This window comes from Aeromonas sp. 600886 (genome assembly GCF_049174935.1).
Taxonomy (GTDB): Bacteria; Pseudomonadota; Gammaproteobacteria; order Enterobacterales; family Aeromonadaceae; genus Aeromonas; species Aeromonas veronii_A.
The window spans coordinates 19,952-40,708 of the sequence record NZ_JAAKUB010000019.1; the positions used below are offsets into that span (position 1 = coordinate 19,952).

Sequence of the window (20,757 nt, forward strand, 5' to 3'; positions counted from 1 at the left end):
ATATCCAGCCATCACAGAGTTGTTGAGACTCCTGCACAATCCCTTTGATCACAACGGGTTTATCACTGTCGTTTAGAAATACAAAACACTTGATTCATTATTAACAGATATTCTAAACACCATCCCCTTCCTAGAATGACCTCATTGCGATGGCCAACCCCGGTTGGTTGTCAGAACGGTCGGCCTGACAGCCCGGACGTTCTCTTTCCCACTTTTTCTCTCTGACTTATCAATGAGGTGCCTGTCATGAACAAAAACGCATCCCCCAGCGCATTGGTTGTAGAAGGCGGCGCCATGCGCGGCATATTTGCCAGCGGCGTGCTGGATGCGTTTATCGAGCATGACTATCGCCCATTTGACTTCGCCATCGGTGTCTCGGCGGGGGCCACCAACTTGCTGGCTTATCTCGCCAGCCAGCATGGCCGCAGCCACGAGATCCTGACCAAACTGGCGTGCAGCCAGCAGTTTATGGATCCCCTGCGCTTTGCCAAGGGGGGCAATCTGGTGGATATCCACTGGCTGTGGAACACCAGCTGCAGCAAGTATCCCCTCGACATTCACACCTACCGGGAGACCGGCATCCCCTTCTATGCGGTGGTGACCAATACCCTGACCGGCAAGGCGGAGTACATCCGGGTCAAGCCGGAGAACATGAACGAGGTGCTGCCCGCCAGCTGCGCCATTCCCCTCGCCTCCCACGAATACCCGGAGGTGCACGGGGTACCGATGACAGATGGCGGGGTGGCCGACTCCATCCCGGTGATCGAGGCCTACCGTCGCGGTGCCCGTCACCTGACGGTGATCCTCTCCGAGCCCCTTGGCTACCGGCTCAAGCCGATGCCCTTCCCCTGGATGATCCGCACCCTGCTCAAGACCCGCCCCGCGCTGGCACAGGCGCTGGAGCAGCGGGATCGCAGCTACAACGAGGCGCTCGATTTTATCGCCAATCCGCCGGAGGACTGCCAGATCGAGGTGATCGCCCCGGCCGACTACTTCCCCGTTTCCCGTTTCACCCGCGATATCAACAAGCTGGAGATGGGATACGTGATGGGCAAGTGCGCAGGCTATCAGGCCGCCCTGCTCAATTGACAAGGGCTTTACAGGCATGACCCGACCTGCCGCGACGCACGCGCCGCCAACACAATAACAATCGGGTCAGTTGAGCAACATGAGTCATAAAAACAGACCGTGGCGAGGCAAGCGCGGCCAGAACCGGTGCCAGACACCCTGACCGGCCCGCTCCTCATCCCTATGCCAGGTCATCTCACCCTCATACAAGGTGTTTATTTATGTCGTTTCTTCTCACCCATCCCGCGCTGGCGCAGCTGTTCGAGCGGCTGCTGCCCGATTACCGGATCATGGCGCCCGCGGCCGAATATCGGGGCGGCCGCTTCTCCGACACCGACAACGTCACCTACCACAGCATCCGCCATCCGGCCGATCTGGTGTGGCAGGAGAAGTCCCACTTCTCCCCAAAAGAGGTGGTGCTCCCCATCACCCAGACCCTGTTCCACTTCGACAATCTGGAACTGCGCGAATCAAAGGTGGAGGCCAAGCCCACCCTGCTGTTCTTGCGCAGCTGTGATATCCACGCTCTGCGCAGGCTGGATCAGGTCTACCTGAAAAACGGCCAGAACAGCGACGTCTACTACGCCCGGCTGCGCAGCAAGCTCAAGCTGGTACTGCTGGAGTGCCGCGAGAGCTTCGAGAACTGCTTCTGCGTCTCCATGGGCAGCAACGAGACCCAGGACTACGCCGCCGCCATTCGTCTGAGCGATGAGGGTGCCCGTATTGAGGTGAAGGATCCCGAGCTGCTCGGCTACTTTGCCGAACTGGGCGAAGCCGATGACTTCACCCCGGAATTTGTCCAGAGCAACCCGGTCAAGGTACGCACTCCGGACAGCGTCTGTGACGACCCCCAGCGGATCCGCCAGATCCTCACCGCCCATCCGGTCTGGGCCGAGTACGACAGCCGCTGCATCGGCTGCGGCCGCTGTACCACCTCCTGCCCGACCTGCAGCTGCTACAGCGTGCACGACCTCACCTATGCGGAGAACCCCAAGCAGGGCGAGCGCCGTCGCCAGTGGGCCAGCTGCATGGTGGATGGCTTCAGCGACATGGCCGGTGGCCACGGTTTTCGCGCAAAGCATGGCGAGCGCCTGCGTTATCGCGCCCTGCACAAGGTCAACGACTACAAGGCCCGTCAGGGAGAGGAGCACATGTGCGTCGGCTGTGGCCGCTGCGACGATCGCTGCCCTCACTACATCTCCTTTAGCAACATCATCAACAAGATGACCGATGTGGTCGAACAGACCATCGCAGCCGACAACGCGCAGGGGGCGAACTGATATGTGCCAGTGCCAACAAACCGCAACAGCAGAACCGCAGCAGGACGTGGTCGAAAACCGCCTGCTGCCCAAGGCCTACACCATTCTGGCCATCGAGCGCCACACCGAGCTGGAGTGGAACTTTCGTGTATCACGCGACTTTGATGTCCACTACGGCCAGTTTGTGGAGATCTCCCTGCCCACCGTGGGCGAAGCGCCCATCTCGGTCTCCGACTATGGCGATGGCTATGTGGATCTGTTGATCCGCAAGGTCGGCAAGGTGACCGATGCGCTGTTTGCCCTCGATGTGGGCGACAAGGTGTGGATGCGCGGCGTCCACGGTAACGGCTATCCGCTGGAGACCTACCGCAACCAGCACCTCATCGTGGTGGCGGGCGGCACCGGCGTCGCGCCGGTCAAGGGGCTGCTGCGCCGCTTCAGCAAACATCCGGAACAGGTGAAATCCCTCGACATGATCCTCGGCTTCAAGAACGAGCAGGCGGTGCTCTATCGCCACGAGATGCCGCTCTGGGCCGAGCAGCAGAACCTCATCGTCACCCTGGACGAGGGCAAGGAGAGCGAGCAGTTTCGCATCGGCCGGGTCACCGACTACATCGACCAGCTGGATCTCGCTGACAAGGAGGATATCCAGGTGATCGTGGTCGGCCCCCCCATCATGATCCGCTTCGTGGTGCTCGCCTTCCTCGAACGGGGCATCCCCAAGGATCGCATCTGGGTCGACTACGAACGCCGCATGGCCTGCGCCGTGGGCAAGTGTGGCCACTGCCGGATGGGCGACACCTATATCTGCGTGGATGGACCGGTCTTTCGTTTTGACCAGGCCCAGCATCTGATCGACTGAGGGAGAACACCATGAGTCTCGATATCGACATCATCAAGGCCCGCGCCAAGAACGAATACCGCCTCTCCAAGGTGCGCGGCGAAGCGATGATCAGCGTACGCATTCCCGGCGGGATCATGCCCGCCCACCTGCTGGCGGTGGCCCAGCAGATCGCCGAACAGTATGGCAACGGCCTGATCCACCTCACCACCCGCCAGAAGCTGGCGATGCCCGGCATCAAGTATCAGGACATGGACAAGGTCAACGCCGCCCTCGAGCCCTTTATCAAGGAGATCGAGGTGGAGACCTGCGGCATCGAGGTAGAAGACACCACAGCCGGTTACCAGACCATCGGCGGGCGCAATATCGTCGCCTGTCAAGGCAACACCATCTGCCAGAAGGGCAATATCGACTGCACCGGGCTGGCTCAGCGGATGGAGAAGCACCTCTACCCCAACCCCTATCACCTCAAGATGGTGATCGCCGGCTGCCCCAACGACTGCGCCAAGGCCAACATGGCCGACTTCGGTATCCTCGGCATCGCCAAGATCCACTTCAATGCCGAGCGTTGCATCGGCTGCGGCGCCTGCGTCAAGGCGTGCAGCCACCACGCGGTGGATTGCCTCGCCATCAAGCATGGCAAGGCGGTCAAAGAGGAGAGCAAGTGCATCGGCTGTGGCGAGTGTGTGCTGGCCTGCCCGACCCTGGCCTGGCAGCGGGATCCCAAGCAGCTCTACATGGTCAAGCTGGGGGGACGCACCAGCAAGAAGACTCCCCGTACCGGCAAGCTGTTCCTCAACTGGGTGACTGAAGAGGTGCTGCATGCGGTGATCAAGAACCTGTTCGAGTTCGAGGCCGAGATGCTGGATGGCAAGCCCATCTACCTGCACATGGGTCACCTTATCGACCGGGCCGGTTATCACAAGTTCAAGGAGCGGGTGCTGCGCGGCGTCACCCTCAACCCGGAAGCCATGGTCGCTGACCGCATCTTCTGGGCCGAAGATCAGTACGTCGCCAACATGCACGTCAAAGCGGTGCAATAGGAAAAACCTCGTTTGGGGAAGCGTGATCAAGTGGCCGACACCGGTGGGGATCTGTCGTTGGCCCGGGCGTAGATCACCCTTCCCCTTTTTTATTCCCGTCGGGGGATCTTTCCCCCGACCATCCGGGGTGCGTCACGGCGCGCCCTGCTATCTCGCCCGGCGCGGCATTGCGAGCGGGCCAGCATCCGGAGCCTGTTATGGACTTTCTCCCTCTCTTCTGTCAGCTGCAAAACAAGCCGGTCCTGATCGTCGGCGGCGGTGAGGTGGCGGTGCGCAAGGCGCGCCTGCTGCTCGATGCCAAGGCGAAGATCATCATTAATGCCCCGCATCTGGAACCCCAGCTGATGAGCTGGGCCGAGCAGGGTCGCCTGACCGTCTGCGCCGCCGATTTTCATCCCGAACTGCTCGATGGCAAGTGGCTGGTGATCGCCGCCACCAACCAGCCAGAGGTCAACCATCAGGTCTTTCATGAGGCGAGCCTGCGCCAGATCTTCTGCAATGTGGTGGACTCTCCGGCCCACTGCAGCGCCATCATGCCCGCCATCATCGACCGCTCGCCGCTGATGGTGGCCATCTCCAGCGCAGGTTCGGCGCCGGTTCTAAGCCGCCAGCTGCGGGAAAAACTTGAAGCCATGCTGCCGCAACACCTCGGCCAGCTCGCGGCGCTGGCGGGCAAGCTGCGCGAGCGGGTCAAACTCATTCCGGACAAGCTGGCCCGCCGCCGCTTCTGGGAGCGGCTATTTAGCCACGATCGCCTCGCCCGCCAACTGGCCCGCGGCCAGCAGCAAGCTGCCGAACAGAGCGTCGCCGAGCTACTCGATGAGCAACAGCAGAGCAAGGGAAGCGTAACCCTGGTGGGCGCAGGCCCCGGCGATGCGGGACTGCTTACCCTAAGCGGTCTGCAACAGTTGCAGCAGGCGGATGTGGTGGTCTATGACCGACTGGTCTCGCAGGAGGTATTGGCGCTTGTTCGCCGGGATGCCGAGCGGATCTTTGTTGGCAAGGAGGCGGGCCGCCACTGTGTGCCCCAGCAGGCGATCAACCAGCTGTTGCTGGAACAAGCGCAGCTGGGCAAACAGGTGGTGCGGCTCAAGGGGGGCGATCCCTTTATCTTTGGCCGGGGTGGCGAGGAGCTGGAAACCCTGGCCGAGGCGGGCATCCCCTTCTCGGTGGTACCGGGCATTACGGCAGCCTCAGGCTGCGCCGCCTACAGCGGCATTCCCCTCACCCACCGCGACCATGCCCAGCGGGTGCAGTTCATCACCGGCCACGACAAGGAGGGCAATATCGCCCAGGAGTGGTCAGCGCTGGCGGCCCCACGCCAGACCCTGGTGTTCTACATGGGGCTGGCCCACGCCACCCGCATTCAGGATGCGCTGCAAACCCACGGCATGCCCGGCCACACCCCGGTGGCGCTGGTGGAGCAAGGCACCCAGCTCAGTCAGCGGGTGGTGCGCGGCGAGCTGCAGCAATTGGCCGAACTGGCCCGTCAGGTGAAGAGCCCGAGTCTCATCATTATCGGCTCGGTGGTCACTCTGGCCGACCAGCTCGACTGGTATGGCAACGACAGAAATTGATCAATAAACGAGAAGGGCCGACAACCGGGTTGTCGGCCCTTGGGCAGCCAGCAGTTATCCACTTTATCCGTGACCCTGCCTGCGACGGCAGTTGTCGGCAACCCTTGCGTGGCGCATCACACCAGCACGGCAGTACCACTGATGCTGACCATCAGCATGCTGCCGTTTTGCCCCACCACTTCGTAGTCGATATCGATACCGACCACCGCATTGGCGCCAAGGGCGGCAGCGCGCTCTTTCAGCTCATCGAAGGCGATGTCGCGGGCACGGGCCAGCTCTTTTTCATAGGCGCCGGAGCGGCCGCCGATGATGTCGCGGATCCCGGCAAAGAGATCCTTGAAAATGTTGGCGCCGAGAATGGCTTCGCCAACCACGATGCCGCGGTATTCACGAATGGTTTTGCCTTCCAGCGTGGGGGTCGTCGAGAGGATCATCTTGAACTCCTGTGAGTAGCAGAAGGCCCCAGACTACCCCAACTGACAGCAAATCCCAACCGGGTGGTGGCCTGTACGACGCCGTCATTAAAAATCACGACGGTCAGATAAAAAACACCGCGCACGGGGCGCGGTGTTTGTTTCAGAGGGCCATTGCAAACGGCAACGCCATTACGGGTTGTAGGAGACCACCGAGCCACTGAGGCCGGTCATCTGGGAGATCCGTCCCTGCATCCCCTGCAGTTTGGCCTTGGAGACATCCGGCCCGATAAAGACACGGTTGAGCTGACCCTGCACCGGTGTGCGCGGCGAGGTGTGGGCAGAGTAGCCCGCCGCCCGCAGCTTGCTCACCAGCGCGTTGACGCTGTCGACGTTCTTGAAGGCGCCAAGCTGAAGGATCCAGCTGCCCTGCGCCGGTGCCGCAGCAGGCGCGGGAGTGGTCGGCTGGGTCATCTTGCTTTCAATCAGATCGTCGAGGGACTTGATCTGACCCGCCTGCGGTTTGGTCGGTGCGGGTGCCTTGGCCACTTCAACCGGTTTGGCTGGCGTCGGCTTGGGTGCTGGCTTTGGCGGTTCGACCGGTTTTTTGGCCACCACTTCCGGCTTGGGCTGTGGCTTGGGTTGGGCATTCTGTTGCGGCTGAACCGGTGCCGGTGCGGCAGGGGTTGTCGCCAGCTGCGCACCGTTGCCCTGACCGGCGAGGGTCATGGGGTCAGCCACCTCTTCCACTTGCCACTGCTGGGCCGCAGAGGCCTGTTGCTGGCTGGCCAGATGATCGGCGGGCAGGCTGCTGGCTGCCGAGACCTGCAGCGCAGGCTTGGCAGGCTCCAGCTCGGGGCGCAGCGGGATCTTGGCAAAGGCCTCCTCCTTTTGTGCCAGCTTGTGACCATCCAGCAAGTCCGGCAGGAAAATAACAACCAGGGCCACCAGGATGACGGTGCCCACCAGACGGTTTTGAAACTTCGAGGCCAAGTTGAATCCTACCTTTACGTAACTCAATATGCGATTTGGCTCCCCGCCAAAGGGCTGGGGAGCCGGGGTGTGGCCTAGACGGCGACACCCGCCAGAATGTCGGCGACAGTGTAAAACGAACCAAACACAATGACCATATCGTCCGGACTCGATGCGGCCAACGCTGCCTGATAAGCGGCGCTGACATCATCAAACTCCCTGGCAGGCCCCTTGCCCTCCCCCTGCGCCACAGCCAGTTGCGCAGCGGTGGCGGCGCGCGGGCCGGTGAGGCTGGCCAGATACCACTCGCCGATCAGACCGTCGAGCTCAGCAAGTGACCCCGCCATGTCCTTGTCTTTGAGCATGCCGACCACGGCACGGCGCACACCCGTGCAGGGCATCTTACGCAATTGCGCGGCCAGATAGGCTGCCGAATGGGGATTGTGGGCCACATCGACGATCACCAGCGGCGCACTTTGCAACTGCTGCATCCGGCCAGCCAGCCGGGCATTGGCAAGCCCGTCACGAATGGCGGACTCCGGCAGCGGCAAGCCGAGGGATTCCAGCGCCGCCAGCACGGTCACCGCGTTCATCAGCGGCAGCGCCGGTTTTGGCAGATCCCGCCACTGGTTGAGGCCGTGATAATCCCAACCGCTCTCGTGCTCATCACCACGAAAATCGAGACCGACCTGACGCAGGTTGGCGCCAAGACGCTGGGCTTCGCTCGCGATAGTCGCAGGTGGATTGGGCTCACCGCTGATGGCGGGTTTGCCGGCGCGATAGACCCCAGCCTTCTCCACCGCCACGGCTTCACGGGTATCACCCAGCCAGTCGCAGTGATCGAGGGCAATGGAGGTGATCATCGCCACATCGGACTCCACCACATTGGTGGCGTCGAGCCGGCCACCCAACCCCACCTCCAGCAGCAGCACATCGGGCGCGGCGCGGCGAAACAGCCACAGCCCAGCCAGTGTCGCGAACTCGAAGAAAGTGAGGGCAATCTCGCCGCGAGCCGCTTCCACCTCGGCAAAGGCGGCGCAGTGGTCGCTGTCGGGCAGCTCCTGCCCGTTGATCCGCACCCGCTCGGTAAAGCGCAGCAGATGGGGAGAGGAGTAGACGCCGACCTTATAGCCTGCGGCCATCAGAATGCTGGCCGCCATGGCACAGCTGGAGCCCTTGCCGTTGGTACCCGCCACCGTGATCACCTTGAACGGCAGTTGGGTCAGCCCCATACGCCGGGCAACGGCACCGACCCGATCCAGACCCATGTCGATATTGACCGGATGGATCTGCTCCAAATAAGAAAGCCAGTCGACAAGCGACCGGCTTTGGGATTGTTGCATGTTTGAACTCATCTTCACTCTTCGATGACGTGAGTATTCAGCATTTTGGCGAGCAGGCTGGCCAGACGGTTACGCATGTCGCGACGATCGATAATCAGGTCGATGGCCCCCTTCTCCAGCAGGAATTCGGAGCGCTGGAAGCCTTCCGGCAGTTTCTCGCGTACGGTCTGCTCGATAACGCGCGGGCCGGCAAAACCGATCAGCGCCTTGGGCTCGCCCACGTTGATGTCACCCAGCATCGCCAGACTGGCGGAAACGCCCCCCATGGTGGGGTCGGTCAGCACAGAGATAAAGGGCAGGCCAGCCTTGGAGAGTCGGTCTAGCGCCGCGCTGGTCTTGGCCATCTGCATCAGGGAGAAGAGGGCTTCCTGCATGCGGGCACCACCAGAAGTAGAGAAACAGACCAGACCGCGGCCCTCCTTGATGCACTCCTCGACAGCGCGCACGAAGCGGGCACCGACCACGGAGGACATGGAGCCACCGATAAAGGAGAACTCAAAGGAACAGGCGACAACCGGCACCCCTTTGAGGGTCCCTTTCATGACCACCAGCGCATCTTTTTCTCCTGTCGCTTTCTGGGCGGCAGACAAACGATCCTTGTAGCGCTTGGAATCCTTGAATTTCAGTACATCCTGCGGCTCCAGCTCGGCACCGATCTCGGTACGACCCTGCTCGTCGAGGAAACTCTCGAGACGGGCGCGAGCGCTGATGCGCATATGATGATCACACTTGGGGCACACTTCGAGGTTGCGCTCCAACTCTGCCCGGTAGAGCACCTGTTCACAAGCACTGCACTTGGTCCACACCCCTTCCGGAATGTTGTGACGACGGGGTGCAGTGATCTTGCTCTTGGGAAGAATCTTCTCAAGCCAGCTCATGGAATTCCTTAATGCTTTTGTGCCTGACAAAACGCATCGAGCCTAGATTGTTCAATGACTTAATAGCTCGATGGCAACAAATGACGGGTCATTAAACCACAATTTTTCGGGCGCAGTTACTAAAAACTGGTCGTACCCGGTGCCGAGTCCGGCAGCCACAGCGGGCCGAGCGGCAACTGCGGCAGAGCAAACTCGGCCGGGTAATCCACGTCGACCAGATAGAGGCCACCGGCCTTGGCGGTCGGCCCGGCCAGATTGCGATCCTTGGCAGCCAGCACCTCGGCAATCCACTCCACCGGTTTGAGCCCCTGCCCCACCAGCAGCAGGGAGCCGGTGATATTGCGCACCATGTGGTGCAGGAAGGCGTTGGCCTTGATGTCGAGCACGATGTAGGGGCCGGAGCGGCTGACGCACAGATGGGTCACATTGCGCCACGGGGTGTTGGATTGGCAGGCAACGGCACGGAAGGTGCTGAAGTCGTGCTCCCCCAGCAGGCTCTGGCCCGCCAGGTGCATCAACTCGGCATCGATGGTCTCGTGGTAGTGACTGACGCCACTGCCGAGGATCGCCGGACGGAAGTTGTGGTTGTAGATGACGTAGCGGTAGCGACGGGCGGTGGCGCTGAAGCGGGCGTGGAACGTTTCGTCCACCTCCTTGACCCAGCGCACGGCGATATCTGGCGGCAGGTTGGAGTTGAGCCCCAGGGTCCAGGCCCCTTCGGCACGGTTCGCCTCGGTATCGAAGTGGATCACCTGGCCGGTCGCATGGACGCCGGCATCGGTGCGCCCGGCACACTGGATGGAGACAGGGTGGTTGGCGATCCGGCTGATGGCCTTCTCCAACTCCTCCTGCACGCTGATCACTTCACGCTGACGCTGCCAACCGAAATACCGGCTGCCGTCATATTCAATACCTAGGGCAATTCGCATGGATAAACTTGTCTTGTTGTGAAACGCAGTGAAAGAAACGGGGCGGATTATACGCGCTCAACTCGAAAAGTCCCACAAACCGCCTGATTGGCTTGCATGGGCGGAGAATTCACCCTGTGCAAATTGCCATGAAGAAGGGGGCAGCCAATGGCTGCCCCCTTCTTGCTGATCCCGCGACAGGGACAATTTTACCCCAACCGCTTGAGCAGTTTTTCTGCCTCGGCACGCTGATGCTCGGTGCCCTGCTCTGCCGCTTCTTGCAGCAGCTCGCGGGCGCTATCCTTGTCGTCGATCTCGAGGTAAGCGCGGGCCAGATCCAGCTTGGCCCCCACACCGCCGTCATCGGCATCCACATCAAAGCCGGTGGATTCAGGCAACACCTCGGGGAAACCATCGAGCCCCACGTCCAGCGAGAGACCCTGATAGGGCTCCTGCTCCGGCGCGGTGGCATCCGCATCGGCCAGCAGCTTGTCGATCTCGACGTAACCGCTTGCCTGGGCCTGTTCCCTTGGCTGCAATTCTGCCGGATGAGACTCCACTTCGGTAAAGGCATCCTCGAAATCGGAGAGCGCCAGTTCGTTGGGATCCCACTCAAGATCGAGCTCGGTCTCCTTGCCTTTGGTTGGCTCAAGCCCCAACTCGGCCAACATATCATCAGCCGAACCATCCACGCTCAAGTCGATGGCATTATTGCCCTCGCCCGCAGCCGGTTTATCCAGCTCATTTTCAAAATCACCCAGATCAAAACTGGCCAGATCATCAGCAGCCGTACTCTTGCTGCTTGCACTCAACTCCGGTTCCAGATCAGCCGAAAGATCCGCATCCAGCTCGGCAAACAGGGCTGCCTGCAGCTCCTCTTCGCTCATGAGCTCATCAGCATCCCTGGACTTGGGATTGAACTCGCTGGCCAGATCCATGTCGGGTTCATTGGCCAACGCGACAGGCTCATCCAGCGAGAGATCGAGATCCGGCACCAGATCCGGGTCACGACTGGCTGACTGGGCAGCCATTCGCTCCGGCTCGAAACCTTGCAGATCGATCTCGCCATCGTCGCTGAAAACCAGATCAACATCCGGCTTTTTAGCCGGTTCATCTGGCTCGACCGGCATAAAGCCATCAGGGGTATTGAGATCCGGCACCGGGCGTACCGGCTCGTTGTCGGTCACATCGACACTCAGCAGATCGTCAAACTCGCTCTGCTCCTGATCCATCATCATGGCGGTGGACTCGGAGAGGCTCTTCTCCTGCTCCTCCAGCTCGCGACGGGCACGGGCCCGCAGCCACAGAGTCACCAGCGCCAATACCAGCAGCACCGGCAGCAGGATGATCATGGCAAGGTTGAGCGGTGAGGAGAGCAGCTCCATCAGCCAGTGCTGCTTGGGTTCAGGCTCTGCCACCACGGGGGGGACAGGTCTGGCCTTCAGCTCGGCGAGCTCTTTTTGCAGCGCGGTCTGATCCTGCAACTGGGCCTTGAGGGTCTCGACCTCTTCGGTGAGAGATTGCAAGCGCAGTTTGAGCCTGTGGTTCATCTCGGTCACCTGACCGAGCTGGGCATTGGCATCTTCCAGCGCCAGCGCCATCTCGGTGGCCGGTTTGCCCACCGGTTTTTCCAGATCGGAAGGCAGAGGCGCCGGTGTGGTGCTTGCTGCGGCGCTCGTCGCCGGGACTGGGGCCACCGCCTCTTTTGGCGCAGGCTCGCTCGCCTTGACAACATCTTTGGTTTCAGCAGACGGTTGCGGTGCTACGACAGGAGCAGGAATGGGTGCCGCTTTTGCCGCAGGCAAGGGAGCTGGCGCGGTTTTCACCGGTTCGGCTTTGGCAGTCTCAACCTTCACGGGCTTGGCCGCCGGTTTGGCGCCATGGGCCTGCTTCTCGGCGAGATACTTGGGGCTTAACCCCTTCCAGCTGGCGTTGTCGCTGCGGAACTTAGCACGAGCCTGGGCATCGGTGATGACGCTCGCCTCGGCCACGGTCGGCAGCAGGATGCGTGACCCCACCAGAATGTGGTTGATATTGCCATCGGCAAAACTGCGGGGGTTTTTCTCGTAGATCGCCACCATGGTCTGGTAGACGCTGACACTACTGGAGGGACGGTATTTGCTCGCCAGACTCCAGAGAGTATCGGTTGGACGAACAGGGCCATAACTACCGGCATTGGCCGTGACCTGACGTACCACCGGCTGGGCGGTTGCACGTACCGGTTGCGCCACGGGTCTGGCGACCGGTTGCGCCAGCGGCTGGGAATTGACGGCTGGAGGTGCGGGCTCGTCAGGGCCTTTTAGCTCGACAAAAAAAGGCTCCCGCGCAGCGTCTTCAGCCTGGACGGAGCCCAGCAGACCCAATGCGAGTAGCGTTGCCAATGTTATGCGGGAATGTCCCATATTCGTTCCTTCGTATGACGGCCCTATCACATTGAAAAATCTGGATAGTTACCCCAAAACAGTCGGTTCAATATAAATCAGGCTCGCGTCGCAAGCCAGTAGTCCGACACATTTAGCACCCGACTTGACTCTGAGTGTAGGAAAAAACTTAATCAGTTGATATCGCAACAGAATCTTGATGTAGCGGAGTGCGGCATGGGTCACACCCCCGATTTATCACAGTCCGGATGGGCAGCACTCCCTGCTGCGCATCTGTGGCAGATATCCAGCCTTACAGATAGTCGCGAACCAGCAGCTCGGCAATCTGTACACTGTTGGTTGCCGCGCCCTTACGAACGTTATCGGCCACGATCCACATATTGATACCACTCGGATGAGAAATATCCTGGCGCACCCGCCCCACCAGCACCTCATCCTTGCCGGTTGCGTCGCGCACCGGAGTCGGATAATCCCCTTCGTCATCAAACAGGGTCACGCCCGGCGCACTGCGCAGCAGATCCTTGACCTGTTCGGCATCGAGCGGCTGGTGCAGTTCGACGTGTACCGCCTCGGCGTGACCGTAGAAAACCGGCACCCGCACGCAAGTCGGGTTCACGGCTATGCTGGCATCCCCCAGGATCTTCTGGGTTTCCCACACCATCTTCATCTCTTCACGGGTGTAGCCGTTGTCGGTGAAGCTGTCGATCTGCGGGATCAGGTTAAAGGCGATCTGTTGCGGATAGAGGGTCGGTTCCACCGGACGACCGTTGAGCAGATGAGCGGTCTGACCCGCCAGCTCGCTGACCCCCTCTTTGCCGGAGCCTGACACGGATTGATAGGTGGCCACATTGATGCGGGCAATGCCCACTTCGTCGTGCAGCGGCTTCAGGGCCACCAGCATCTGGATGGTGGAGCAGTTGGGGTTGGCGATGATGTTGCGATTGCGAAAATCGGCCAGCGCATCCGGGTTCACTTCCGGGATCACCAGCGGGATATCTTCGTCGTAACGGAAGCAGGAGGTGTTGTCGATGACGATGCAGCCGTGTTCGGCAGCAATCGGCGCCCACTTGGCAGAGACCTCGGCACCGGCGGAGAAGAGTGCGATCTGTACCTGGCTCCAGTCAAACTCCTCCACATCGAGGATCTCGAGGTTCTTGCCGCCAAAGCGCACGGTATCACCGGCGCTGCGGCTGGAAGCCAGCGGATAGAGGGTCGCTACCGGAAATTCGCGCTCTTCCAGGATCTCGATCATCGCCTGACCCACGGCGCCGCTGGCACCCAATACCGCTACGTTAAACTGCTGGCTCATTCTGTTCTCCTCTGATAATGCTGCAATGGCGCCGGGTGGCGCCATGGTCGGCAGGCTCCCGCACGGCGAGATGACGCTGCCTGATATGGCTGAGCAGGCACAGTAGCATCTGAGCCTGCTCAGTAAAAAATGGGATTGGTGTGGCCAGCGCGGCTCACCCCTTCCAGTTATCTTCCAACTCCTAGTCCCCGATTCAGGGACGTGACAGCGCAAATCCCAGCTCGCCCAGCGCCTGGTCAGCAAAGGCTCCCTCAACCTGCAGGGAGGATAGCTCACGGCGCTCGGGGTAGTGTTTGCGCTGCTCGTCAAAGCTGCCGGGCAGGCCGAGTCGGGCCCGGAAACGGGCATCATCGCGGCGCACGTCATAGACCAGATGCACCAGCTGCTTGATCAGCGCCTGATCCGGTGCGCGGCCCGGCACCACCGCCTGCACATCGGGGGCTGGCAGGAGCTTACTCAAATCCTGACGAGGCTGGCATCCCAACTGCTGGCAGAGCGCCTGGTAGAGCATCCAGGTACCGCGGGCCTTCCCCTCCAGGCTGTAACCGGCGATATGGGGGGTGGCAATCTCGGTATGGGGCACCAGCGCAGCCAGTGGCTCGGGCTCGTTCTCCCACACATCCATCACCAGTCGCAAAGGCGCATCTCCCAACTGGCGCGCCAGCAGAGCCCGGTTATCCCACACCTCGCCACGGGATGCGTTGATCAGGATCTGCCCGGCAGGACGCGCGGCAATCTGTTCGGCATCGAGCAGATGGTAGGTGGCATCCTGCCCTTCGCGGGTAATGGGCACATGGAAGCTGACGATATCAGCACCAAGAGCGGTATGATAATCGACAAAGCCCGCATCGGGGGTATTACGCGCCTTGGGTGGATCGCAGCGCAGTACCCGCATGCCGAGCGCTTGGGCCTTGCCAGCCACACACTCGCCGGTATTGCCCGCGCCAATCACCGCCAACGTCATGGCCGAGAGGTCGAATTCGTAGCGCTCCGCCAGCACCAGCAGGGCGGAGAGCACATAATCCCCCACCGAATACTTGTTGCAACCGGGGGCGCTGAAGAAGGGAATATTGCGGCTTGCCAGCAACGCCTTGTCCACATGGTCGGTGCCTATGGTGGCGGTGCCGACAAACCCGAGTTTAGGGCTGGTCGCCAGCAAATCGCCGTTGACGCGGGTGACCGAACGCACCAGCAGCACATCGGCATCCAGCAGATCGCGGGCCTGCATCTGCCGTCCGGGCAAGGCGATCACCTCGCCAAATTCGGCAAACAGCTCCACGGCATGGGGCATATTCTCATCAACGACTATCTTCATCGGGCTCTCTTTGGTCACAACCGCCACGGGGGCGCCATTCTAGCGCAAAGCCGCCCGAGATTTCAGCCTGTGATGCAATCAGGCGCGAAAGGGGACCACATTGTTCGGTGGCCACTCTCTCCTGCTGTTCAAACCGAGGATGTCGCCACAAATGTGTAAGCAGAGGTAACAAACGTGCTGCTCGGCTTTGTCCGGGCATATCACGGTGGCACAATGCCCCTCTTTTTCGCGATCGCCCATACCCACCATGCCGCCACACGCTTCGTCGCTCCCAACGTCAACCGCCTCACTCACCCGCAGTCAGGTGCTTGGCTTCACTGCCCTGTTGATCCTGCCCCTGCTGCTGCTCGCCACCCTGCCCTGGCAGCCTTTTCTGACCGGCTCCCTGCAATCAGGCTGGTTATGGTGGTCATACGCCCTCACCCGCATGGTCGATATTCCCGGGATCGGGGTCAGTGGCGCCCTCTTGCTGTTGCTGACCCGCTACAAACTCAAACTGGAGCTGTCCCCCTTCATTGCACTGGGGTGTGCGCTGGCAGCCCTGCTCGCCAGCGACTGGGTGCTCAAGAGCCTGATCAAACACCTGACCGAAGAGCCCAGACCCTATCTGCTCTGGCTGGAGAGTCAGTCGCTGATCCCGGCCATCAAGCACTTCTACGCCAGTAGCATCGATGTGCGCAGTGAACAGGTTCATGCCGCCAGCCAGTTGCTGGCCCTGCCTGAGTGGCTCGGCCACCACTGGCAGGCCGAGGTGAACTACGCCTTCCCCTCCGGCCACAGTATCGCCGCCATCAGCCTGGCCCAATTTTTCGGCCTTATCTGGCTGGCCCGCGCCCCCACGGGCGTCTGGCTGCTGCCGTTGTGGGCGCTGGGGGTTGGTCTGTCGCGCATGGTAATGGGAATGCATTGGCCGGTGGATGTGCTGGCCAGCGCCCTGTTGGGCACGCTCACGGCGCTGATTGCCGCCCGCTGGTGGCTGCACAGATATTGAATCCTGCGCCATCTTGCCGCGGCCGACTGCGTGGGATGGGGGGACAAGCCTGTGCTTTTTTGCCATAATGCCGCCTCATTTTATCCCGACCGAGATCCCATGACCGACGCAGTTCATACCCTCAAGGGCCGTTTCCGTGGTTTTTACCCCGTCGTCATCGATGTTGAAACAGCCGGGTTCAACGCCAAGACCGATGCCCTGCTCGAAATCGCGGCTTACACCCTGAAAATGGATGAGCAGGGCTGGCTCGTTCCCGATCAGGTATTCCACTTTCATGTCGAGCCTTTCGAAGGGGCCAACCTGGAAAAGGCTGCGCTGGAGTTCACCGGCATCGACCCTTACAACCCGTTGCGTGGCGCTGTCTCGGAAAAAGAGGCACTGACCGAGATCTTCAAGGGGATCCGCAAGGGGATGAAGGAGCAGGATTGCGGCCGCGCCATCATAGTGGCCCACAACGCCACCTTCGATCACGGCTTCGTGATGGCTGCCGCCGAGCGCGCTGGCCTCAAGCGCAATCCGTTCCACCCGTTTGCCACCTTCGACACCGCGGCTCTCTCCGGATTGGCGCTGGGTCAGACCGTGCTGGCCAAAGCGTGCCAGAGCGCCCGCATCCCGTTTGACAATAAAGAGGCGCACTCTGCCCTCTATGACACCGAACGCACCACAGAGCTCTTTTGTCATATCGTCAACCGTTGGAAGAGCATGGGGGGATGGCCGCCAGCGCATCCAGATGATGACACAACCGATGCCCCTGCCGACGATGAGGGGCAAGCATAAACGGACGAAGGCTGCCAGTGGCAGCCTTCGCTTTTTGGGGAAGTGATTGATTGCACGGCGCACCGGAAATCGCCATCAATGTCACTATCAACCGCTGCGCACGGGATGAACGGAGACAAACAGGTCAAAACCCCTCATGTTGAGCAACCTTGTGCCACATGCTGCTGCGATATGAGAGGTTTGACTGATTTTTTACTCGACATTTGTCACATTTTTCGCAAACTAACTCCCCTTCACATGACAGACAGCAGTAACAAACTATAAGGAAATCAAATGAATCCAGTTGTTATCGCAGTCGGGCTGATGCTGGTGCTCAGTCTGCTGCGGATCAATGTGGTGGTCTCGCTGGCGCTGGGGGCCATTGCTGGCGGCCTGGTCGGTGGGCTGTCGTTGACCGATACCCTCACCACCTTCAGCGGTGGCTTGGGCGGTGGCGCCGAGATTGCCCTCTCCTACGCCATGCTGGGCGCCTTTGCGGTTGCCATCTCCCGCTCCGGGATCACTGACCTGCTGGCCCGCAAGGTGATCAACCAGTTGGGCAAGGATGCCAGCTCGACCCGCATCATGTGGGTCAAAACCCTGCTGCTCTCTTCCGTGCTGGCCGTGGCGATCTCCTCCCAGAACCTGATCCCGGTTCACATCGCTTTTATTCCCATCCTGATCCCGCCGCTGCTGCATGTGATGGCGCAGATGCAGATCGACCGTCGTCAGGTGGCCTGTGTCATCACTTTTGGTCTGACCGCCACCTACATGGTGCTACCGGTCGGCTTTGGCGGCATCTTCCTCAACAACATTCTGGCCAAGAACCTGATCGATAACGGCGTGCCCATCACCACCAGCCAGATCCCGCTGGCGATGGCCATTCCGGTCGCCGGTATGGTACTGGGCCTGCTGATTGCGGTATTCATCAGCTATCGCAAACCACGCCAGTACGATCTGGCCAAGATCCTGGATGCCGAGCCAGAAGCGGTCGAGCTCAACCTTACCCACATCTGGGTGGCCCTGCTGGCCATTGGCGTGGCGCTGGGGCTGCAACTGATGACCAACAGCATCGTACTGGGTGCACTGGCCGGTTTTGTCATCTTCACCTGCGGCGGCGTTATCAAGTTTCGCGAAAGCCAGGATGCCTTCACTCAGGGGGTGCGGATGATGTCGCTGATCGGCTTCATCATGATCTCCGCCGCCGGTTTTGCCGCCGTGATGAAGGCAACTCACGGGGTCGACTCTCTGGTCCAGGTGGTCGCCTCCGGCATCGGCCAGCACAAAGGCATCGCCGCCTTCCTGATGCTGCTGGTTGGCCTGCTCATCACCATGGGGATCGGCTCCTCCTTCTCCACCGTGCCCATCATCGCCACCATCTATGTGCCGCTCTGTCTGCAGCTCGGCTTCTCACCAATGGCGATCATCGCGCTGGTCGGTACCGCTGGCGCGCTGGGGGATGCGGGGTCACCGGCCTCCGACTCTACCCTGGGCCCGACATCCGGCCTCAACGCCGATGGCCAGCACGACCATATCTGGGACAGCGTGGTGCCCACCTTTATTCACTACAACATCCCGCTGGTGATCTTCGGCTGGATTGCCGCCATGGTGCTCTGATAGCCCCTTAGGCTGCGAACTCTGCACGTCACAATGCACAACAAGAAGGCGACCATCAGGTCGCCTTCTTTATAAGCACGTTCACCTAATCACTAGGACATGGTCCCGAGAGGAGAAGCTCTTTATTGGGCGACATGGATTCCCGGATTTGGATGATTGCGCACTGCTTGTTTCGCTCCTTGCTCTTATGGGATCAGTCTCTAGCCACAGATGCCATAACAGCACTCAGCACCCCCAGCGTTGTGCGCCACACCCGTTGCCACATACCACGCCGATTAATTGCTCAGCGATTGGATATCATTTTGAAAAACTGATACTTAACTAGCTACACTAGCGATTATCACCATACAGGGACGTGTAAAAAATGAGCTTGATTGGCTTGGTGCTGGCGTTGATCGCCATCCTTGGCGGCAACATGATCGAGGGGGGGCACCCCAGTGCACTGCTCGATCTGCCCGCATTCCTCATTGTGATCGGTGGCACCATAGGTGCTGCGCTGACCCAGTTCCCTTTCTCCGTCGTCGGCAGCACCATGAAGCGTTTCAAATGGCTGCTCTCCCCCCTCAAGCTCGATATGCATGAACAGGCCCAGTTGCTGGAGACCCTGGCAGGCAACGCCCGCCGCAGCGGCATGCTGGCGCTGGAAGGGATGATCGACGAGATCAAGGATCCTTTCCTGAAGAAAGGGGTGCAGATGATGGTTGATGGTTACGAAAAAACCAAGATACACGAGGTGCTGGAGAACGAGATCGAGTTCGAGCAGGAAGATCTCGAACAGACAGTCAAATTCTACGAAGCCATGGGCGGCTACTGCCCGACCATGGGGATCGTCGGCGCGGTGTTTGGCCTGATCCACGCCATGGGTCTGCTGGATGCCCCCGACAAGCTGGGCGGCGCCATCGCGGTGGCCTTTATCGCCACTATCTACGGGGTATCCGCAGCCAACCTGATCTTCTTGCCCTTCGGCAACCGCTACAAGGGGTTTGCCCACCAGATCCGCCACTACAAGGAGATGACCCTGACCGGCATTCTCTGCATCGTGGATGGCGAATCCCAGGCACGCCTGCAAGTTACCCTCGAACCTTATCTGGGAGGTCACGGTGGCCAAAAAGAAAAAGGCTGAAGCACCGGAGAACCACGAACGCTGGCTGGTCTCCTATGCCGACTTCATGACCCTGCTGTTCGCCCTGTTTGTGGTACTCTACTCCTTTGCCATGGCCAAGCAGTCCGAAACCCGGGTGCTTATCCAGGGCTTTATCGAGTCGCTGGGTAAAATCGGCCTCATCTCCCCGCCTGCCGGCTCACCTTTGATGCAGGGGGGCACAGGAATTCTCGAGCCGGAATCAAAAACTACGCCGAGCAGCCCGAAAGAGGAGACTGTGCTGGAGAAAGATGCCCCCATGGCGGCATCGGACCCCTTCAACGAGACCATAGGTGCCTCGGAAAAACCGAGCGCCACCGAAGCCTGGCCCCACAAGACTCGGGAGCAGGAGTGGGTGCAGGTGACCAAGCAGAAGCTTGAGCAGCAGCTCAAGGCCCAGATCGAATCGAAGGATCTGGAGGTCGAGCAGCTTGGCAGTCAGCTGGTGATCCGCATCGGCGAGAAGGCGCTGTTTCCCGCCGATTCGGCGTTCCTGCAGCCCCAGTTCATCCCGCTGGTCAACAAGATCGCCGGCATTTTGGCCAACATCCCGGGGCAGGTCGTGGTCACCGGCCATACCGACAACTCCCAGGCGCCGGTGGAGCTCTATCGCAACAACTGGGAGCTCTCGGTGCTGCGGGCCTCCTCCATCGTGCAGACCATGCTGACCAATCCCCAGCTGGATGCCAGACGAGTCATCGCTCAGGGGGTTGCCGACACTCAACCCCGCTTTGCCAATGACACCCCCGAACATCGCCAGGCAAATCGCCGGGTCGATATCACCCTCTCTCAAGGCAAGGCAGCAGAAGAGTCGCTGCAACTGCTCAAGCCCTGATCCCCCCGCTCCCGCTTCGCGCGGGAGCCTCTTTTTTAAAAACAAATAACTCAATAATATCAACACCATAAGACATTAATGATAATGATTGCTATTTATTGTCAAGTAGT

18 protein-coding genes are annotated in these 20,757 nt (G+C 60.4%); 10 read left to right on the forward strand and 8 right to left on the reverse strand.

All coding sequences use genetic code 11. The annotated features are described in order from the left end of the window. Positions 1-246: 246 nt before the first annotated feature. From G5179_RS14665 to cysG, 5 genes are all read left to right on the forward strand, one after another. A complete protein-coding gene (locus tag G5179_RS14665; RefSeq protein WP_421258616.1) occupies positions 247-1,089 on the forward strand; it encodes a patatin-like phospholipase family protein in 843 nt (280 codons plus the stop codon). A 200-nt stretch (positions 1,090-1,289) separates the two neighbouring features. After that, a complete protein-coding gene (asrA, locus tag G5179_RS14670) occupies positions 1,290-2,348 on the forward strand; it encodes an anaerobic sulfite reductase subunit AsrA (protein WP_005361273.1) in 1,059 nt (352 codons plus the stop codon). A 1-nt stretch (position 2,349) separates the two neighbouring features. Beyond that, positions 2,350-3,189 (forward strand): anaerobic sulfite reductase subunit AsrB, encoded by an 840-nt coding sequence (asrB, locus tag G5179_RS14675; protein ID WP_330544248.1) that lies wholly within the window; start codon positions 2,350-2,352, stop codon positions 3,187-3,189. Between the two features lie 11 nt (positions 3,190-3,200). Next, entirely contained in the window at positions 3,201-4,211 is a 1,011-nt protein-coding gene (gene asrC, locus G5179_RS14680) for a sulfite reductase subunit C (RefSeq protein ID WP_040066440.1), read from the forward strand. A 197-nt stretch (positions 4,212-4,408) separates the two neighbouring features. Then, positions 4,409-5,788, forward strand: a complete 1,380-nt coding sequence (gene cysG, locus G5179_RS14685; RefSeq protein WP_421258617.1) for a siroheme synthase CysG — start codon at positions 4,409-4,411, stop codon at positions 5,786-5,788. A 116-nt stretch (positions 5,789-5,904) separates the two neighbouring features. Here cysG and G5179_RS14690 read toward each other — a convergent pair whose 3' ends face one another. The 8 genes from G5179_RS14690 to G5179_RS14725 all read right to left on the reverse strand — a co-directional run bounded on the left by G5179_RS14690 (position 5,905) and on the right by G5179_RS14725 (position 15,307). Further along, complete coding sequence (locus G5179_RS14690; protein WP_216953896.1) at positions 5,905-6,222, reverse strand: heavy metal-binding domain-containing protein; 318 nt, start codon at positions 6,220-6,222, stop codon at positions 5,905-5,907. 171 nt (positions 6,223-6,393) lie between these two features. Further along, entirely contained in the window at positions 6,394-7,194 is an 801-nt protein-coding gene (gene dedD, locus G5179_RS14695) for a cell division protein DedD (RefSeq protein WP_421231466.1), read from the reverse strand. Positions 7,195-7,268: 74 nt separating this feature from the next. Then, positions 7,269-8,528, reverse strand: coding sequence for a bifunctional tetrahydrofolate synthase/dihydrofolate synthase (gene folC, locus G5179_RS14700; RefSeq protein ID WP_421258618.1), 1,260 nt, complete (start codon positions 8,526-8,528; stop codon positions 7,269-7,271). 2 nt (positions 8,529-8,530) lie between these two features. Further along, entirely contained in the window at positions 8,531-9,394 is an 864-nt protein-coding gene (gene accD, locus G5179_RS14705) for an acetyl-CoA carboxylase, carboxyltransferase subunit beta (RefSeq protein WP_005344944.1), read from the reverse strand. A gap of 119 nt (positions 9,395-9,513) precedes the next feature. Then, positions 9,514-10,323 (reverse strand): tRNA pseudouridine(38-40) synthase TruA, encoded by an 810-nt coding sequence (truA, locus tag G5179_RS14710; RefSeq protein ID WP_227340735.1) that lies wholly within the window; start codon positions 10,321-10,323, stop codon positions 9,514-9,516. Between the two features lie 188 nt (positions 10,324-10,511). After that, positions 10,512-12,704 (reverse strand): FimV/HubP family polar landmark protein, encoded by a 2,193-nt coding sequence (locus G5179_RS14715; RefSeq protein WP_216953906.1) that lies wholly within the window; start codon positions 12,702-12,704, stop codon positions 10,512-10,514. A gap of 271 nt (positions 12,705-12,975) precedes the next feature. Continuing rightward, on the reverse strand, positions 12,976-13,992 hold the full coding sequence (locus tag G5179_RS14720) for an aspartate-semialdehyde dehydrogenase (protein ID WP_040066449.1): 1,017 nt from the start codon (positions 13,990-13,992) through the stop codon (positions 12,976-12,978). Positions 13,993-14,185: 193 nt separating this feature from the next. Continuing rightward, complete coding sequence (locus tag G5179_RS14725) at positions 14,186-15,307, reverse strand: 4-phosphoerythronate dehydrogenase (RefSeq protein WP_421258619.1); 1,122 nt, start codon at positions 15,305-15,307, stop codon at positions 14,186-14,188. Positions 15,308-15,554: 247 nt separating this feature from the next. Between G5179_RS14725 and G5179_RS14730 the strand changes: the two genes are divergently transcribed. From G5179_RS14730 to G5179_RS14750, 5 genes are all read left to right on the forward strand, one after another. Further along, positions 15,555-16,298, forward strand: a complete 744-nt coding sequence (locus tag G5179_RS14730; protein WP_421258620.1) for a phosphatase PAP2 family protein — start codon at positions 15,555-15,557, stop codon at positions 16,296-16,298. Between the two features lie 99 nt (positions 16,299-16,397). Next, the gene (rnt, locus tag G5179_RS14735) at positions 16,398-17,075 is read left to right on the forward strand and encodes a ribonuclease T (protein WP_043819552.1); all 678 of its coding nucleotides are present in this window, start codon (positions 16,398-16,400) and stop codon (positions 17,073-17,075) included. Between the two features lie 273 nt (positions 17,076-17,348). Continuing rightward, on the forward strand, positions 17,349-18,671 hold the full coding sequence (locus G5179_RS14740; RefSeq protein WP_005361308.1) for a Na+/H+ antiporter family protein: 1,323 nt from the start codon (positions 17,349-17,351) through the stop codon (positions 18,669-18,671). Between the two features lie 364 nt (positions 18,672-19,035). After that, complete coding sequence (locus G5179_RS14745) at positions 19,036-19,794, forward strand: flagellar motor protein (protein WP_042056089.1); 759 nt, start codon at positions 19,036-19,038, stop codon at positions 19,792-19,794. Further along, positions 19,772-20,647, forward strand: coding sequence for a flagellar motor protein MotB (locus tag G5179_RS14750; RefSeq protein WP_005337213.1), 876 nt, complete (start codon positions 19,772-19,774; stop codon positions 20,645-20,647). Before G5179_RS14745 ends, G5179_RS14750 begins: the two co-directional genes overlap by 23 nt. Positions 20,648-20,757 lie beyond the last annotated feature (110 nt).